The following is a 15,680-nucleotide window of genomic DNA, read 5'->3' as shown; positions in this document are numbered from 1 at the left end:
TGTCATGTAAAACCCTTTTACGTGACACTTTATGTGACAAAACCGCGCGATATCTCAATATACCGGCGTGCTTGATAATGCGTAATTCGTTGCTGCGTCTGCCACGGGGCTCAAAGGAATTTGTGAATAGATTTTGTCACAGCGGCATATACAACAGAGAAGGACAACACATGCAACATGGACGGCAGGGGCGGCTGCATCCGGCGGTAGGGACGGCTCGCCGGGAACTGGCGCGCGCGCTGACGAACCTGCTGGGTGAAGGCACCATCAAGGGAACCGGGCGTGCGCGGCGAGAATCGGTCGTATCGCAGCAGGGCGCAGAAACCGAGAAGCCCCTCGTGCTGGTTGCGTGCAGCGGCGGGCCAGATTCGCTCGCGCTCGCCTGCATTGCCGCGCATTTTGCGCGTCGTTCCGATGTGCGTGTGGGCGCCGTCGTGGTCGATCACGGATTGCAAGCCGATTCCGCTGAGGTTGCCGCGTCCACCGCAGAAACCCTCACGAATCTGGGGCTATACCCCGTGCGCACGGAGTGCGTGCAGGTTCCGCAGGGCAGCATGGGCCCCGAAATGGCGGCGCGAACCGCCCGTTACAGCGCCTTTGAATGTGCGGTGCATAATACCGGCGCACGGGCTGTTCTGCTGGGTCACACCCTTGACGACCAGGCGGAAACCGTGCTCCTGGGGCTTGGGCGCGGCTCGGGCACACGCTCCCTCGCCGGAATGCCGCCCGCGCGCATCGAAAACGGAGTCACCTACCTGCGACCCTTCCTCGCGCTGCGCCGCGCCGACATGCTGAATATCTGCGAAGCCGAAGGTGCCACCCCCTGGAACGACCCCACCAACACCGATCAGACGCTCATGCGCGCGCGCATTCGGCACACCATCCTACCGTTCCTGCAAGAGCATCTTGGCGGGGATGTGGCACTCTCTCTGGCGCGAACCGCCGCAGTCGCCGGGCCTGATGCCGAATATTTGGATGCGCTCGCCACCGCCGAGTACACCCGCCTGAAGCTGCCCGCCGGGGTTCATCTGCCGGACATTCCCGAGGCTGATGCGGTGCCCGGCGACCACTCCACGGAAGTCGCGCTAGAGAAACCTACTCCCACAGTTATTGCCCTGAACCGCGCAGAAACGGCAGCGCTGCACCCTGCCCTTCGGATGCGCGTGCTCGCCCTGGCGACCCGCGCCGCGCAGGGCGAGAACCCCGGTTTTGAGCGGCTGCAGGCGCTTGATGAGTTTGTTGCCGAGTACGCCACCGCCGGGCCGGTACAGCTGCCCGGGCATGTGAGTGCCTACCGCCGCCGTAGGGTACAAGACCCCCGCACCGGCACCCGCGTGGATGCGCTGGTACTTATTTCCCAGCGGTAAGAGAAGCCTTCGACTTCATAAGCCAGTTATTGTGTTGCATCTCTCAAAGTGGCTATAGTGCCGTGTTAAGATAGCAAGGTACTGAAAACCCTTGAGTCTCGATATATCACAAGGATTCGGTGGTATACGGAAGGAAAAAGCATGGGACTTTTTGGCAGCGATAAGAACCCGAGGGCGGAACTTTCCGTTCTCTTCGCGAAGGAAGACGAACCGATGGAAGCCGCCATCGATTGGGCTCGTTCCGTAGCGGATAAGGCGGGTCTTGACCCTGCGAAAGATGAGGTTCAGCTGATTCGCGAGCTGCGCCGCACAGAGCTGAATCTTGATCTGAAAACCGCAACCTACTTAGCCGAGCAGACTGCGAAGGCGGCGTGGTAGCGGTTTATTCGTGTTTTCGGGGTCATTCTTCCACAGCATCTCAGCAGACACCCGTGAAACGTAAGCCGCGCATCAGAATTTAAGTCATACTTAAAACGGACCAAGAAAATATACCCGACCCGGCGGAACGTTCGGGCGGGTTCGGCGTGAAGACGCCCCGGCGAGAAAGAAGAATCCGTGCAGGCTCAAGACGTGCAGGACGATCTGAAGAACGTACTCTTCACCAAGGAAGAGATTAATGCGAAAGTTGCCGAGCTGGCGGCGCGCATCGACGAAGATTACGAAGGCAAAGACGTGCTCCTCGTGGGGGTTCTCAAGGGCGCCATTATGGTGATGGCAGACCTGTCCCGCGCGCTCAAGGGGCATTACACGATGGACTGGATGGCGGTTTCTTCGTACGGATCCGGCACGAAATCCTCGGGTGTGGTTCGTATTCTCAAGGACCTTGATACCGATCTGACCGGTCGTAATGTGTTGATCGTTGAAGACATTATTGATTCCGGGCTGACTCTTGCGTGGCTGCAGCAGAACCTCAAATCGCGCGGCGCGGAATCTGTGGAAATATGCACCCTGCTGCGTAAGCCGAAGGTCGTCAAGACCGACGTTCAGGTCAAATACGTGGGCTGGGATATCGAACCTGAGTTCGTGGTGGGTTACGGGCTCGATTTCGCTGAGAAGTACCGCAACCTCGACTGCGTGGCGACTCTGCACCCGCACGTATACTCCTAAAACTCGGTTGTGCGCAGCGTGCGCGCAAGATTTTGGTGCCCACGCATCCAGAATTTTTATCAGGATGCGCGGGCACACTTATGCCTGCACACAGAGCTTCTCGAAACCGTGCGCTATCCCTAGCCAATCCGCAGCCAGGGGTAAAGGCTTCCCTTGACGAGCTGCAGAGTGAAATCTATGAATAATGTGATGATTATTGATGGCCATAAGGCTGTCATTCAATACGAACCGGAAACAGAGATGCTACGTGGCGAATTCATTGGTTTGAATGGTGGCGCAGATTTTTATGCAGATAACGTTGCTGACCTGCACCGGGAAGGCACAGCAAGCCTGCAAACCTTTTTGGAAGTATGCAGGGAACAGAGTTGGGGATCGACCGCTTAGACATACCTCTGCACACCCGCACTGATTCCTTTTAGCCTTGAGGTGAAATGCCGCCGATGCAGGCGTAATCCGGCGGGGTTAGGGTACATTTAAAGTTGCATCTTTCTATCGTCACGGAGTGCTCCGGCACGCTGCGGCGCGTACCCGGCGTGTAGCCGTCGTAAACGTAAGGAATTAAGCATTGGCGCAAAAATCCAATAACTCGCCGAACGGCCCCGATAACTTTTTAGGCAGGCTGATCAATGGTCGCTGGCTGTGGGCTATCGTTATTGCAATTGTTGTCGTGGCGTTCTCGCTGAGCTCGCTTTTTGCGCAGGGCGCACGCCAGGTAGATACCAACGTTGGTTTGCAGCTGCTCAACGACCACCAGGTGAAGAGCGCGAAAATCTATGATGGCGACCAGCGTGTTGAGCTGCAGCTGAAGGAAGACTATAAGCAGGGCAGCAACAACTACGGTTCCTCCGTGAAGTTCTACTATGTGCAGCCGCGTGCCGAAGAAGTCGTGCGGGCCATGAACGGTGCCCAGCTGGAGAGCTACACCGATCAGCCGGTGGAAAACAGCTTCTTGGGATCCCTGATCTCTCTGTTGCTGCCGGTGCTTCTTTTTGGTGCAATCTTCTGGCTGCTTATGGGCCGCATGGGCGGTAACTCCTCGGTCATGAGCTTCGCGAAGTCGCGCGCGAAGAAGTTCAACAAAGACAACCCGACCGTGCGTTTCTCCGATGTCGCCGGTGTTGATGAGGCACTGGCTGAGCTTGAAGAGGTGCGCGAGTTCCTTGCAGAGCCCGAAAAGTTCACCCGACTAGGCGCTAAGATTCCTAAGGGCGTGCTGCTGTACGGCCCTCCCGGTACCGGTAAGACCCTGCTTGCGAAAGCTGTTGCTGGCGAGGCTGGCGCGCCTTTCTACTCGATTTCCGGTTCTGACTTTGTTGAGATGTTCGTGGGTGTGGGCGCATCCCGCGTGCGTGATCTGTTCAAGGAAGCAAAGTCTAACCCCGCCGCGATCGTCTTCGTGGACGAGATCGATGCGGTCGGTCGTCGCCGCGGCGTCGGTATGGGCGGCGGTAACGACGAGCGCGAGCAGACCCTTAACCAGCTGCTTGTCGAAATGGACGGCTTCGACGGCAACTCCAACGTGATCGTGATTGCTGCAACCAACCGCCCGGATGTGCTCGACCCCGCCCTGCTGCGTCCGGGTCGTTTCGACCGCCAGATCGGTGTGGATGCGCCCGATATGAAGGGTCGCCAGCGCATCCTTGAGGTGCACGCCGCCGGTAAGCCGATCGACCGTCGCGTCGATTTGGGGCAGGTCGCTAAGCGTACCCCCGGTTTCACGGGTGCAGACCTGGCGAACGTGATGAACGAGGCAGCCCTGCTGACCGCCCGCGATAACGGCAACGTGATTGATGACCGCGCTATCGATGAGGCTATCGACCGTGTAATGGCGGGCCCGCAGCGTGCTTCGCGCATCATGAGTGAGCATGAGCGGAAGGTAACCGCGTACCATGAGGGCGGTCACGCTCTCGTGGCTGCCGCCCTGCGCAACTCCGCGCCGGTTACCAAGATTACGATTCTGCCGCGTGGCCGTGCACTGGGTTACACGATGGTAATGCCGCAGGACGATAAGTACTCGACCACGCGCCACGAGCTGCTGGACCAGATGGCCTATGCGATGGGCGGCCGCGCGGCTGAGGAAATCGTGTTCCACGATCCCTCTACGGGTGCCGCGAACGATATTCAGAAGGCGAGCGATACCGCGCGCAAAATGGTAGCCGACTACGGTATGAGCGCCCTGCTGGGTTCGGTGAAGCTTGGCAGCGACGACACCGAACCGTTCATGGGCGGCGATCCTTCGGCGGCACGTAACTACTCTGACAAGACCGCCTACAAGATCGATATCGAGGTGCGTAAACTTCTGGAAGAAGCTCATGATGAGGCTTTCCAGATTCTCGTGGAGAACCGCGATGTGCTTGACCGCTTGGCGTTCGCCCTGCTGGAGAAAGAGACTCTGCTGGAGAACGAGATCGCTGAGATCTTCAAGGATGTTCGTAAGCGCCCCGAACGCGAGCACTGGTACTCCAAGGAAGGCCGCGAACGCACCGACATTCCGCCGGTGAAGGCCCCGAGCGAACTTGCTGCAGAGAAGAATGGTCTGGAGGGCGATTCCGATCCGACCGTGGCGATGAAGGCTCCTACGACTGCATCTATGCCGACTGCGCCCGAGCACACGGCGCCGGGCCAGAACCTGCCCGGTCAGGGCGGTCAGCCTCAGCAGATGCCGCATCCGGGCACGCAGGATATTGAGGATACCGACCCGACCGTGGCGATGCCTCCACAGCAATATCCTGAGCAGCGGCAGTTCCCCGGTCAGTATCCTGAGCAGCAGTATCCGGGTCAGCAGAATGAGCAGCAGCAGAACCCGTACCCATATAACAACCCGAACCAGAACCCCTATGGAGGGTCGGATGAGCGAGGATAACGGCTCGGGGGTAGATAAGCCGCGCATTGAGGCGGCGGTGCGGGAAATCCTGTTGGCAATCGGTGAAGACCCTGACCGTGATGGTTTACAGAACACCCCGGCGAGAGTGGCTCGCGCCTACGAGGAGTTTTTCTCGGGTCTGCACGCTGATCCGGCCGATGTGCTGGGCACGACCTTCGATATTGCCCATTCCGAGATGGTGCTGGTGAAGGATATCCCGTTCTATTCCACGTGCGAGCATCACCTGGTGCCTTTCCACGGGGTGGCGCATGTTGGGTATATTCCCGGGGCTGACGGCAAGGTGACGGGGCTGAGCAAGCTGGCGCGGGTGCTTGAGGTGTATGCGCGCCGCCCCCAGGTGCAGGAGCGGCTGACTACGCAGGTGGTGGAGGCGCTGGAGGAGCACCTGAATCCGCGCGGCGCAATCGTTGTGATTGAGGCCGAGCATATGTGCATGTCGATGCGCGGTGTGCGCAAACCCGGCGCAAAAACCGTCACGAGTGCGGTGCGCGGGCAGCTCAAGAATGCGGCAACTCGTGCCGAGGCGATGAGCCTAATTTTCTCGAAGCACTAGCTTCTTATTCCGCGAGCAGGTGGTTTTTGACCCGAGCAGGTAGGAAAATCCTATCTTTTCGGTCGAAAACCACCTGCTCGCGTTAAAGCTGCACCGTCATTTCGTGCTCAACCAGACACGGTCCAAAGGACTGGTCTACCTTTGTAGCGCCCGTACACCGCCAGCCTTGCCGTTCGTAGAAGCTGATGGCGCGGGAATTTCCCTCCAAAACCCAGAGAGTCGCGTGCTCACATCCCCATGCGGCAAAAGTGCTGAGCGCATGGTTCATGAGGGTGTGCCCAATACTCTGCCCGAGAGAATCCGGGTCTATATAGAGTGAGTGGAGTCTCCCGACCATCGTCCCGGCCGGAACAGCCCTTTCGGGGCGGTAAGCCTTGTCGGGTACGGCGCTGAAACCGCAGAACCCCAGCACCGCATCGCCGCGTGCAGCGAGCATAAACGACCGTTTTTCACCGTCGCCCGAACCCTGCACGGACGCTGACCTGCTGGGTGGCGAGTTCCGGGGAAACTGGCTGAGGTACCCGCGCATCCGCTCGGTGTCTTCGGCGACGCTGAGCGAATCGAGGTAGTCCTGAGATATTAAGCCCTGATATGCAAACCGCCACCCCTGAACACGGATGCGCGCTATTGACTGCGCATCGTTGGGGGTGGCGGGTCGAATCGTGAGGGCATCCGGCATGGTTTAATCCTAGCGGAACGCCTCTGCACGAGATCAAACTAGTGAGATTCGGTTTTCGTTCCCGTGGGGTCATCCCAGCCGAGGGCTAGGGTTACGACCATACCCAGGGAGAGGAACCCTGCGCAGGTTGCGACACCGAACGCGACCCAGCGCACGGCGGTAAGTCCATTCGCCAGAACAACCGTGATAAACGCTGCAAGAGCGATAAAGCCAAGAATCCAGGCGCCAACTTTCAGATTCATCTGAACCTCCAAAACCGTCAGTCTCTACGATGCGTTACATTCCGCCCGGCACCGTAGCCGTACAGAACTCTATAGTCATAAATCCAGCATACCCCCGCTACGCCCTGCATGAAAAAATGCGCATAAACCATGCAATATTAAACCCGGTTGCGAGAAGGTTGTTTTTCGCCGACAAGGTAGGATTTTCCGACCTGCTCGTACCAGAAACCACCTGCTCACGGCACGAATGGGTTAAGCGCGCATCCGTTAGGATTAAATCATGCACGCAATGATGAGCCCGCAGCCCCCCACACATCTGCCCTGCGACGCCGCAGCCGCAGAGCGAACCCTGGTGATGGGAATCCTGAACGTCACCCCCGATTCCTTCAGCGACGGCGGCGAACACTACACCGCGAACGACGCTCTCGCCCACGCGCAGCGCATGATCGCGCAGGGTGCAGACATTATTGATGTGGGCGGCGAATCCACCCGGCCCGGTGCGGTTCGCATCAGTGTTGATGAGGAACTTCGGCGCATTCTGCCCGTGATCGAGGGGCTTGCCGAAACCGGTATCACCATCAGCGTAGACACCATGAACGCAGCGACCGCCCGCGCCGCCGTAGCCGCCGGGGCGCACATCATTAACGACGTTTCGGGCATGAGCGTGAGCGATGAGATGATACAGACCGTAGCCGAGCTGGGCGTACCCTATATTTTGATGCACGCGCGCGGTACCTCAACCACGATGGATGCGCTCGCCGCCTACCCGAGCGGCACCGTCGCCGAGGTGCTGGACGAGCTCGCCGCCCTGCGTGATCGCCTGGTTGCCGCCGGGGTTCATGCCGAGAACATTATCCTTGACCCCGGGCTGGGGTTTGCGAAGGGCGGCATGCAGGATTGGGAGCTGCTCGCCGCCCTTGGGCAGCTGCACACGCTGGGGCATCGGGTACTAATCGCCGGTTCGCGTAAGCGTTTTCTGGCGAATGCGCTGAAAGCTGCGGATGCGGCGCGCACCAAAACCCAGAATCCCGCCGCGAGCGCGAACGCCGTGCCCGACCAAATGCCGCCAGCACGCGCCCCCGAAGACCGTGATGCCGCATCCGCCGCTCTCTCTGCGCTCGTGGCGGCCCAGGGAGTGTGGGGGGTCCGCGTGCACAATGTGCCCCCCACGGTGGATGCCGTGACCGTAGCGAATACTTTACGCACTATTACCCGCACCAAACAGACCTAAAATTATGTACCAGTATTCACATCAGCTAAGGAACACCATGCCGAACCCAGCGCACGCCTACGCCTCCTGCGACCGCATTACCCTGACCGGTGTTGCCGCCGTGGGTTTTCACGGAGCGCTTGATTTTGAGAAACGTGAAGGTCAGCCCTTCGTGGTAGATACGGTTTTATACACCGACTTCACGCAGGCTGCTGCGACCGACGACCTCGCCCAAACCACGAACTATGCGGAAGTTGCCGAGATTATCCGCACGCATATTGTGGGGGAGTCCCTCGATTTGATCGAGACTCTTGCCGTGCGGATCGCCCAGAACATTCTGGACGAATGCGCGTATGTGCATGCGCTTGAGGTGACCGTCAATAAACCGAAGGCCCCGATTGAGGTGACCTTCGGGAACGTGGCAGTGACCGTATTCCGGGAGCGTGAAGGCACGCAGATTCAGGGCGGAAAGGGTGCATGCGCGCGTGGGTAATGTGCCGAACGCGAACCAATCGCACCCCGCGCCCGGCATGGACGCGTTAGCGCATACGGCGGTGCTGGCCCTGGGGTCAAACCTAGGCGAGAGCGAAACCACCCTAGAGCAGGCCGCCGCCGACCTCGTGCATCTTAGCGGGGGTGCAGTGCGGCTAGTGCGCGCCTCCGGGCTGTACGTGACGGAACCGGTAGGCGGCCCCGCCAACCAACCGGACTATATCAACGCCATCCTTGAAGTACACACAAGTCTTGACCCCTACGCGCTGTTAGCGCTGTGCCAGCAGGTGGAGGCGCATCACCACCGGGTGCGGCTTGTGCGATGGGGCCCGCGCACTCTCGATATTGACGTTATTACCTATGACGACCTCGTCAGCGACGACCCGGTTCTGACGCTGCCGCATCCGCGTGCGCATGAGCGTGCTTTCGTACTGGTTCCGTGGGAACAGGCAAACCCGCAAGCGGTAATACCCTCTCGTGATGCCGCTACGGGCGAACAGACGCGGCATCTCGTCGCCGATTTAGCTCGCAGGGTACGCACAGCCGATGAACGCGCGGGGGTTAACGCGGTACGATTTATGCGAGACATGAATTTGCCCAAGAACCTATTTGATAGTGGTGCTGAAAGCGAGGGCGTATGAAGCCCATCCGAATATCCGTTATTGCGTGTGCCGTGGCGCTGGGGCTTGTCGCTGCAACAATCCTGAATAATCTGGTGGTGAACGCAGGCGGCGGTGAGCTCGCGATGTCGCCTGTGGTGGCACTGATTTGCGTGGTAATAGCGGGTATTACGCTCTGGTTTGCGTTTCAGGTGGCGCGTTTTCGCAATGTTGAGACTCGGCGCAAAGCGAAATCCATGAACTCTCTCATGGCTGCGCGTACTTTGGCGTGTGCGCAGGGTGCAATTTTGACCGGGGCGCTGCTGGCGGGCTGGATGCTCGGGCTTATCGTCTACGATGTGGCGTTGGCGAGCGCTCGCGGTATTCCTGGGTTTTTCTGGTCTACTGTGGTGAATCTGATCGGTGCCGTGCTGCTGCTGGCAGGCGGGCTGTGGGCGCAGCATCTATGCCGTATTCCGCCGGATGACCCGGACGGTAATTCGTCGTCGGGCGGCTCGAATTCGGGTAAGCTCGCCGCTGACGGATATTCCCGCACGAGCGATCGTCGATAGAGGGTAGGTATGTCACAACTTTCACATGCTGAGGATGCTTCTTTCTTGCACGAGGGTGAGAGCTCGGTGACCGCGACCGAGGGTGAGTGGGTGCGCGCGCATCCTTCGTATACCAAGATTCGGCTGATACAGGTCGTAGGGTTTTTCGCCACGTTGGTAGGCGTTTTTGCGGCGCTGACCGTGATGTTTGAGATGATGCGTTCCTCCGGCGTCCTGCCCAAAACCACGTGGCTGCCCGTGCTTACCGGGGCGATCGCCGCTGTCCTGGTGGTGTGGGGTATCTGGTGGATGGCGCTGCTGCCGCGCCGCACCCGAGCGCTGGGTTATAGTCTGCGCCCTAACCATCTGATGGCGCGCCAGGGTGTGCTGTTTCGGCATGTGACGTCCATTCCGTATGGACGCATTCAGTATGTAGATGTAGATTCCGGTCCTTTGGAACGTGCTCATCACCTGGTGCGTCTGACGATCCGCACCGCTGGGGTGACCGCTTCTAAGGTGACGCTGTACGGTATTCCCGCTGAACGTGGGCAGCAGCTGCGCGAGCTTTTGATACGCCGCGCCGATGAACGCATGGCGGCGCTGTAATGACACAGGAACCCCAAAACTCGAATAACCAGGGAGTGCGGTCTGTCGAGTCCTCTAACACTCTTGAACATCAGATAACCCCGAGTGAAGCTGCGGAGACCCTCACGTGGTGGCGTACCGATGTGCGCACGTTCATCATGAACATATGGGTTTTCGTCGCGTTTATTATTTATCTCGCGTGGGATTATATTAAGAATTCCTTCAACAATAATGCCGAGAATGATTACTGGAATATTCTTCGGCAGCTGCCCGAATATCTGCTGAACCACGTTGGACATAACCCGGTAATGCTGTATGGCTACGGTGCTGCGGCGGTCCTTATTTTTGGCGGAAGTGTTCTTTCGTGGGCGTTTACCCGCTACAGCGTGAGCGCGCATTCGGTATACCGCCACAGCGGAATTTTTTTCAAGAAACAGCGGCAGATTCGCCTGGAAAGCGTGCAAAGCGTCGATATTTCACGCCCACTCGTCGCCCGTATTTTGGGGCTGTCCGAGCTTCGGCTTGAGGCTGCGGACGGCGCCGAAGAAGCCCTGCATATCAAATACCTCTCGCATGCGAAGGCGCAGGATTTGCAGGAACGCCTGCTGCAGCGGGTGAGTACCCTGCGTGCCGCCAATACGCCAGAATCCGCTGGTTCTGTGAGTGTTCCGCCTGAGAAGGATCACGAAGTGACCCTCGCAGGAGAGCAGCAGGCAGAGGAAGGCCACAAGCCGGAACGGTTGCTCTTCAAAGTCCCCAATCTGCGGGTTCTTGCCGCGATCGTGCTCAGCGCATTGTTGTGGGCACTCCCGGTAGCGATTATCTGGGTGGGCGGTACGATCGTGGGGTGGCTGGTGAACCCCCAAAAGGACCTGGGGCAGATATCGCAGTTTATTTTTCCGTCCCTGATTCCAATTCTCGGTTTTCTCTGGCAGCTGTGGAGCAGCTTCGATCAGGGCGCAAATTTCACGGTGGAGCGCATCCGCCAGAATACTTCGGATGCGAGCGGCGACAGCCTGCGTATCACCTACGGATTCACGGGAACGCATACGCAAACCCTGTTCCCGCAGCGTATTCAAGCCCTCAAGATTGAACAGCCCCTGCTGTGGAAGCCCTTCGGGTGGTACCGGGTGGTGGTCAATATTGCGGGCGTGGCGGTAAATACGGAGGGTTCATCCGACGACTTATTTACCCGCAACACCGCCCTGCCCGTGGGCACCGCCCGCGAAATGCAGCGGCTTCTTCACCTGCTGCTGCCGAATGTTTCACCGCACAGCCTCGAAATCGTGCAGGCGGTCATGGAATCATCAAGGTACAACCCCGCCGACAGCCGCGAGTTAGGCGTAGTGACGGCACCGCGCCGGACACGCTGGCTTAACCCGCTCACCTTCCGGCGTGACGGCTTCGCGCGGGTGAATGCCGAACGGGTGGAAGCTGAGGCCGACCCGCACCATTCGGAACACGCCCCCACCCGGGATCTTCTGCTACTGCGTGGTGGCTGCCTGCTGCGGTTCCTCTCGATAGTCCCCGAACGGCAGGTGCTCGCGGTGCAGTGGTCGCAGGGGCCGCTCAATCGCATCCTCAAAACCGCGTGCATACATTTGGGCAGCGTTCCGGGACCGGTTAAACCCGCCGTCCAGAACCTAGAGGCGCACGATGCCGAACGCATTGCCGCCGAGATCATCGCCCGCACTGACGGCACCCGGGCCTATTACACATCGCCTTCGGCATAATTCCTTGCTCAAGCCTGCCATGATCTTCGACGCACCTGGTGAACGCTGAAAAACACGCGGATTTTGCGGTACCTAATATACTTAAGAGTGTGACCACGAATCATCTGAAACCCGCACGCCTCGGCATCGGCGTTATCAGCGCCGGTAAAGTTGGCGCTGTGCTCGGTGCCGCCCTGCGCGCTGCCGGGCATTCCCTGGTGGGTGTGCATGCGGTTTCTGAAGCTTCTCAAGAACGGGCGGATGTGCTCTTACCCGGCGTACCGCTCCTTGAGGTGGAACAGATTGCCGAACGCAGCGAGCTGCTGCTGTTGGCTGTCCCCGACGATGAATTGGCTGGTCTGATCGAGTATTTGGCATCTTCCGGGTCTCTAACCAGTGGGCAGTTGCTTGTGCACACCTCCGGGCGGCACGGCACCGATATTTTTGCTCCCGCAACCACACTGGGTGCTATCGGCTTGGCGATTCACCCCGCCATGACTTTCACCGGTTTATCCCTGGATTTACAACGACTCACCGGTACGAGCTTTGCCGTGACCGGGTCCGCGCCTTTTATCCCTATAGCTCAGGCGCTCGTCGTTGAAATGGGCGGTGAGCCCGTCCACGTTGCCGAAGCCGATCGTGCGCTTTATCACGCCGCACTGGCGCACGCCTCGAACCATCTCGTCACACTTTTGGGACAGTCCCAGCAGATGCTTGCTAGTATCGGTATTGAAGACCCGGCGCGTTACCTCGGTCCGCTGGTTCGTGCGACCGTCGATAACGCGCTTGCGAGTGGCGAAGGCGCGCTAACCGGTCCCGTGGCACGCGGCGATGCAGGTACCCTGGATGCGCATCTTAATGCGCTGATAGAGTACACCGACCACGAAAATACACAGGATATCGCTGACTCATATGCCGCCATGGTGCGCGCAACCGCATCTAGGGCGCATAATAGAAACTTATTAAACGACGACCAGAAGGCTCGGATTGAATCTACCCTGCGAACCCACACCACGGGCACGCGTCAATCCGGTGCGATGCCTGACGATAAGGAGTTCTCGTCATGACTGAGACCTCGATGCCCCGCATCGTCACGACTATTACCGAGCTTCGCTCCGCTATTGCGGAGGCGCTTGCTGCCGCCCAGGAACGGCTGGATGAGCGCGCCCGTGCCGAAGCCGCCGAACAGGAAGGCGAGGTGCAGTACCGCAGCGCTACGCTCGGGTATGTGCCTACGATGGGTGCTCTGCATGCAGGGCACGCCACGCTTTTGCGCCGCGCGAGTGAACAGAACGATGTTGTGGTGGCGTCGATCTTTGTTAACCCGCTTCAATTCGGCCCCAACGAAGACTATGACAAATACCCGCGCGCCCTGGAAACGGATGCGCAGGTCGCCGCCGATGCGGGCGTTGATATTATCTTCGCGCCCTCCGTGGATGAAATGTATCCCGAAGGCGAGCCGCTTATTCGCATTTCCAGCGGCGAACTGGGCAACAAATTTGAGGGAATCACCCGCCCCGGCCACTTCGACGGCGTGCTCACTGTTGTGAATAAGCTCTTCAATATTGTGCGCCCCGCCGCGGGCTCGCACGAGGTGAACGCTTACTTCGGGCAGAAGGACGCCCAGCAGGTTTTGCTCGTGCAGCGCATGATTCACGACTTTAACCACGACATTACCCTGCGTCCTGTCGCTATTGTGCGTGACGACGACGGCTTGGCTCTCTCATCACGAAACGAATTCCTGAGCGAGCAGGAACGCGAGGCTGCGCTGGTGATTTCCCGAACCCTTGCGTTGATGCGCGAAAACTCGCTGAACCGCGGGTTTGAGAGCATTGATCTAGAGAGTGCACGGGACCGTATTAACTCAACCGAGGGTGTGCGCCTGGACTACCTGGAGCTTGTGGATCCGAGCAATTTCCAGCCGCCGACCGCCGATTCCGAGCGGGTGCTTGCACTAGTTGCGGCATATGTGGGTTCCACACGCCTGATCGACAACATGGATTTGCTGTAGCAAACCGTCACATTTGACCTCCTAAAACACGAGATAGGTACCTTTTGAGCAACGAGCAGAGCGCCACACCGGCCATTGCAGATATGTCCGAGCAGATGAAGATTCGCTTGGAGAAGCGCGCTAAGTTCTTGGAGACCGCGGGTGAGGCGTATCCCGTTGGGCTTCTGGACGCCGAAGGTAAGCGCATCGAACCGGATCATATCGCCGATATTCGCGCTCAATACGACCCGAAATTAGAGTCCGGAGAGCTCACCGCCGGGGACGAAACCGACCATGTGGTGCATGTGCCGGGTCGTGTTGTGTTCGTGCGCAATACCGGTAAACTCTGCTTTGCGTCCCTGCAGGCGGGTACGAATGGCGACCGCATTCAGGCGATGCTCTCGCTCAATGAGGTTGGCGAACAGTCGCTTGCCGACTGGAAATCCCTGGTGGATTTGGGCGATCACGTGTATGTGACCGGCCGCGTGGTGGTCTCTCGCCGCGGCGAACTGTCGATTATGGTGCGTGAGTGGAGGATGGCCGCGAAGTCGATTCGCCCCATGCCCGTGCTGCACAAGGATTTGAACGAGGAAACTCGGGTGCGCCGCCGCTACCTGGACCTAATGGTTCGCCCCGAGGCGCGTGACCTGGTGAAAAAGCGCGCTCTGATTACCCGCACTGTGCGCCGCGTGCTGGAAGATCACGGCTATATTGAGCTGGAAACACCGGTGCTGCAGCTGGTGCACGGCGGCGCGACGGCTCGCCCGTTCCGCACCCACCTGAATGCCTTCGACCAGCCTATGACGATGCGCATCGCCACCGAGCTGCCGCTCAAGCGTGCCGTGGTGGGCGGTATTGAGCGCGTCTACGAAATTGGTCGCGTATTCCGCAACGAGGGCGTGGATTCGACTCACAGTCCCGAATTTACAACCCTGGAATGCTACGAAGCCTACGCCGATCAGTACGTGATGGCCGAGCGTATGCAGGAGATTATCGTTGCGTGCGCACAGGAGCTCGGGGTTACCGCGATTGAGACTGAGGACGGCATGATCGACCTGGGCGGTGAGTGGGCGTGGCTGAGTGTCTACCCCGGACTGTCTGAGGCCGTGGGCGTTGAGATAACCCCGGACACCCCCGCTGAGACGCTGCGCGAGATCGCTGCCAAGCATGAGGTTGAGGTGGATCCCGCCTGGGATGCTGAGAAGCTTGTGATTGAGCTTTTCGGCGAAATCGTGGAGCCGACCCTGCTGAACCCGACCTTTGTGTATAACTACCCGCCGAGCGCCCAGCCTTTGGCGCGGCCAAACCGCGATGGTTCCCGCACGATTGAGGCGTGGGATCTGATTATTGGCGGTATGGAGCGCGGTACCGCGTTCTCTGAGCTGATCGACCCTGTGATTCAGCGCGAGCGTCTGACTGAGCAGTCCCATAAGGCCGCTGCGGGCGATGACGAGGCGATGGAACTTGATGAGGACTTCTTGCGCGCCCTAGAGCACGGTGCACCGCCGATGGGCGGTCTCGGGCTGGGTGTTGACCGTCTGATTATGCTTTTGGCGGGTGAACAGGACCCTGAACGCCCTGGAACCGTGGTGCGTCAGCCAGGTATTCGTGAAACTATATTGTTCCCGCTGATGAAACCGGAGTCGTAATTTCGGGCTTGATCGAGGCTTTTCTTTCGTAAAGGTCTGTAAACCGTGTTAAACCGTAGATGCCGTTCGTAACGTGTATGC

17 protein-coding genes are annotated in these 15,680 nt (G+C 59.0%); 15 read left to right on the top strand and 2 right to left on the bottom strand.

Translation table 11 applies throughout. The features are described 5' to 3' along the window. Positions 1–170: 170 nt before the first annotated feature. The 6 genes from tilS to folE all read left to right on the top strand — a co-directional run bounded on the left by tilS (position 171) and on the right by folE (position 5,911). A complete protein-coding gene (gene tilS, locus HMPREF2554_RS10045) occupies positions 171–1,367 on the top strand; it encodes a tRNA lysidine(34) synthetase TilS (RefSeq protein ID WP_013397987.1) in 1,197 nt (398 codons plus the stop codon). A 141-nt stretch (positions 1,368–1,508) separates the two neighbouring features. Further along, on the top strand, positions 1,509–1,745 hold the full coding sequence (locus HMPREF2554_RS10040; protein ID WP_013397986.1) for a hypothetical protein: 237 nt from the start codon (positions 1,509–1,511) through the stop codon (positions 1,743–1,745). 177 nt (positions 1,746–1,922) lie between these two features. Next, positions 1,923–2,474, top strand: a complete 552-nt coding sequence (hpt, locus tag HMPREF2554_RS10035; protein ID WP_004005768.1) for a hypoxanthine phosphoribosyltransferase — start codon at positions 1,923–1,925, stop codon at positions 2,472–2,474. Between the two features lie 189 nt (positions 2,475–2,663). After that, the gene (locus HMPREF2554_RS10030; RefSeq protein ID WP_370447721.1) at positions 2,664–2,858 is read left to right on the top strand and encodes a type II toxin-antitoxin system HicB family antitoxin; all 195 of its coding nucleotides are present in this window, start codon (positions 2,664–2,666) and stop codon (positions 2,856–2,858) included. A 181-nt stretch (positions 2,859–3,039) separates the two neighbouring features. Beyond that, entirely contained in the window at positions 3,040–5,337 is a 2,298-nt protein-coding gene (gene ftsH / locus HMPREF2554_RS10025; protein ID WP_013397984.1) for an ATP-dependent zinc metalloprotease FtsH, read from the top strand. Then, a complete protein-coding gene (gene folE / locus HMPREF2554_RS10020) occupies positions 5,324–5,911 on the top strand; it encodes a GTP cyclohydrolase I FolE (protein WP_041321610.1) in 588 nt (195 codons plus the stop codon). The genes ftsH and folE overlap by 14 nt, the downstream gene beginning before the upstream one ends. An 82-nt stretch (positions 5,912–5,993) precedes the next feature. On the opposite strand, the gene HMPREF2554_RS10015 is transcribed toward folE, so the two are convergent. Next, positions 5,994–6,590, bottom strand: a complete 597-nt coding sequence (locus HMPREF2554_RS10015; protein WP_013397982.1) for a GNAT family N-acetyltransferase — start codon at positions 6,588–6,590, stop codon at positions 5,994–5,996. A 38-nt stretch (positions 6,591–6,628) separates the two neighbouring features. Further along, complete coding sequence (locus tag HMPREF2554_RS10010; RefSeq protein WP_013397981.1) at positions 6,629–6,832, bottom strand: hypothetical protein; 204 nt, start codon at positions 6,830–6,832, stop codon at positions 6,629–6,631. Positions 6,833–7,091: 259 nt separating this feature from the next. Here HMPREF2554_RS10010 and folP point away from each other — a divergent pair, with 259 nt between their 5' ends. The 9 genes from folP to lysS all read left to right on the top strand — a co-directional run bounded on the left by folP (position 7,092) and on the right by lysS (position 15,599). After that, the gene (gene folP, locus HMPREF2554_RS10005; protein WP_013397980.1) at positions 7,092–8,042 is read left to right on the top strand and encodes a dihydropteroate synthase; all 951 of its coding nucleotides are present in this window, start codon (positions 7,092–7,094) and stop codon (positions 8,040–8,042) included. Between the two features lie 37 nt (positions 8,043–8,079). Beyond that, complete coding sequence (folB, locus tag HMPREF2554_RS10000; RefSeq protein ID WP_037231372.1) at positions 8,080–8,514, top strand: dihydroneopterin aldolase; 435 nt, start codon at positions 8,080–8,082, stop codon at positions 8,512–8,514. 37 nt (positions 8,515–8,551) lie between these two features. Further along, on the top strand, positions 8,552–9,154 hold the full coding sequence (folK, locus tag HMPREF2554_RS09995) for a 2-amino-4-hydroxy-6-hydroxymethyldihydropteridine diphosphokinase (protein ID WP_070555471.1): 603 nt from the start codon (positions 8,552–8,554) through the stop codon (positions 9,152–9,154). Beyond that, positions 9,151–9,684 (top strand): DUF3180 domain-containing protein, encoded by a 534-nt coding sequence (locus tag HMPREF2554_RS09990; RefSeq protein WP_013397977.1) that lies wholly within the window; start codon positions 9,151–9,153, stop codon positions 9,682–9,684. Before folK ends, HMPREF2554_RS09990 begins: the two co-directional genes overlap by 4 nt. A gap of 9 nt (positions 9,685–9,693) precedes the next feature. Then, entirely contained in the window at positions 9,694–10,269 is a 576-nt protein-coding gene (locus tag HMPREF2554_RS09985) for a PH domain-containing protein (protein WP_013397976.1), read from the top strand. Continuing rightward, positions 10,269–11,981, top strand: coding sequence for a PH domain-containing protein (locus tag HMPREF2554_RS09980; protein ID WP_070555109.1), 1,713 nt, complete (start codon positions 10,269–10,271; stop codon positions 11,979–11,981). Before HMPREF2554_RS09985 ends, HMPREF2554_RS09980 begins: the two co-directional genes overlap by 1 nt. Positions 11,982–12,070: 89 nt before the next feature. Continuing rightward, positions 12,071–13,027 (top strand): Rossmann-like and DUF2520 domain-containing protein, encoded by a 957-nt coding sequence (locus tag HMPREF2554_RS09975; protein ID WP_070555467.1) that lies wholly within the window; start codon positions 12,071–12,073, stop codon positions 13,025–13,027. Further along, a complete protein-coding gene (panC, locus tag HMPREF2554_RS09970; protein WP_070534761.1) occupies positions 13,024–13,971 on the top strand; it encodes a pantoate--beta-alanine ligase in 948 nt (315 codons plus the stop codon). The genes HMPREF2554_RS09975 and panC overlap by 4 nt, the downstream gene beginning before the upstream one ends. 95 nt (positions 13,972–14,066) lie before the next feature. Then, positions 14,067–15,599 (top strand): lysine--tRNA ligase, encoded by a 1,533-nt coding sequence (gene lysS / locus HMPREF2554_RS09965; protein ID WP_246826076.1) that lies wholly within the window; start codon positions 14,067–14,069, stop codon positions 15,597–15,599. Positions 15,600–15,680: the final 81 nt, after the last annotated feature.

This window comes from Rothia sp. HMSC071F11 (genome assembly GCF_001809115.1).
Classification (GTDB): Bacteria; Actinomycetota; Actinomycetes; order Actinomycetales; family Micrococcaceae; genus Rothia; species Rothia dentocariosa.
The sequence above is the reverse complement of the archived record's forward strand: the minus strand, read 5'-3'. Positions and strand labels throughout refer to the sequence as shown.

Excerpts from the sequence above, each read along its gene's own strand:
- tilS (WP_013397987.1), top strand. The coding sequence starts at position 171 with ATGCAACATGGACGGCAGGGGCGGCTGCATCCGGCGGTAGGGACGGCT.
- HMPREF2554_RS10040 (WP_013397986.1), top strand. The coding sequence starts at position 1,509 with ATGGGACTTTTTGGCAGCGATAAGAACCCGAGGGCGGAACTTTCCGTT.
- HMPREF2554_RS10030 (WP_370447721.1), top strand. The coding sequence starts at position 2,664 with ATGATTATTGATGGCCATAAGGCTGTCATTCAATACGAACCGGAAACA.
- folE (WP_041321610.1), top strand. The coding sequence starts at position 5,324 with ATGAGCGAGGATAACGGCTCGGGGGTAGATAAGCCGCGCATTGAGGCG.
- HMPREF2554_RS10015 (WP_013397982.1), bottom strand. The coding sequence starts at position 6,590 with ATGCCGGATGCCCTCACGATTCGACCCGCCACCCCCAACGATGCGCAG.
- HMPREF2554_RS10010 (WP_013397981.1), bottom strand. The coding sequence starts at position 6,832 with ATGAATCTGAAAGTTGGCGCCTGGATTCTTGGCTTTATCGCTCTTGCA.
- folP (WP_013397980.1), top strand. The coding sequence starts at position 7,092 with ATGCACGCAATGATGAGCCCGCAGCCCCCCACACATCTGCCCTGCGAC.
- folB (WP_037231372.1), top strand. The coding sequence starts at position 8,080 with ATGCCGAACCCAGCGCACGCCTACGCCTCCTGCGACCGCATTACCCTG.
- folK (WP_070555471.1), top strand. The coding sequence starts at position 8,552 with ATGGACGCGTTAGCGCATACGGCGGTGCTGGCCCTGGGGTCAAACCTA.
- HMPREF2554_RS09990 (WP_013397977.1), top strand. The coding sequence starts at position 9,151 with ATGAAGCCCATCCGAATATCCGTTATTGCGTGTGCCGTGGCGCTGGGG.
- HMPREF2554_RS09985 (WP_013397976.1), top strand. The coding sequence starts at position 9,694 with ATGTCACAACTTTCACATGCTGAGGATGCTTCTTTCTTGCACGAGGGT.
- HMPREF2554_RS09980 (WP_070555109.1), top strand. The coding sequence starts at position 10,269 with ATGACACAGGAACCCCAAAACTCGAATAACCAGGGAGTGCGGTCTGTC.
- panC (WP_070534761.1), top strand. The coding sequence starts at position 13,024 with ATGACTGAGACCTCGATGCCCCGCATCGTCACGACTATTACCGAGCTT.
- lysS (WP_246826076.1), top strand. The coding sequence starts at position 14,067 with ATGAAGATTCGCTTGGAGAAGCGCGCTAAGTTCTTGGAGACCGCGGGT.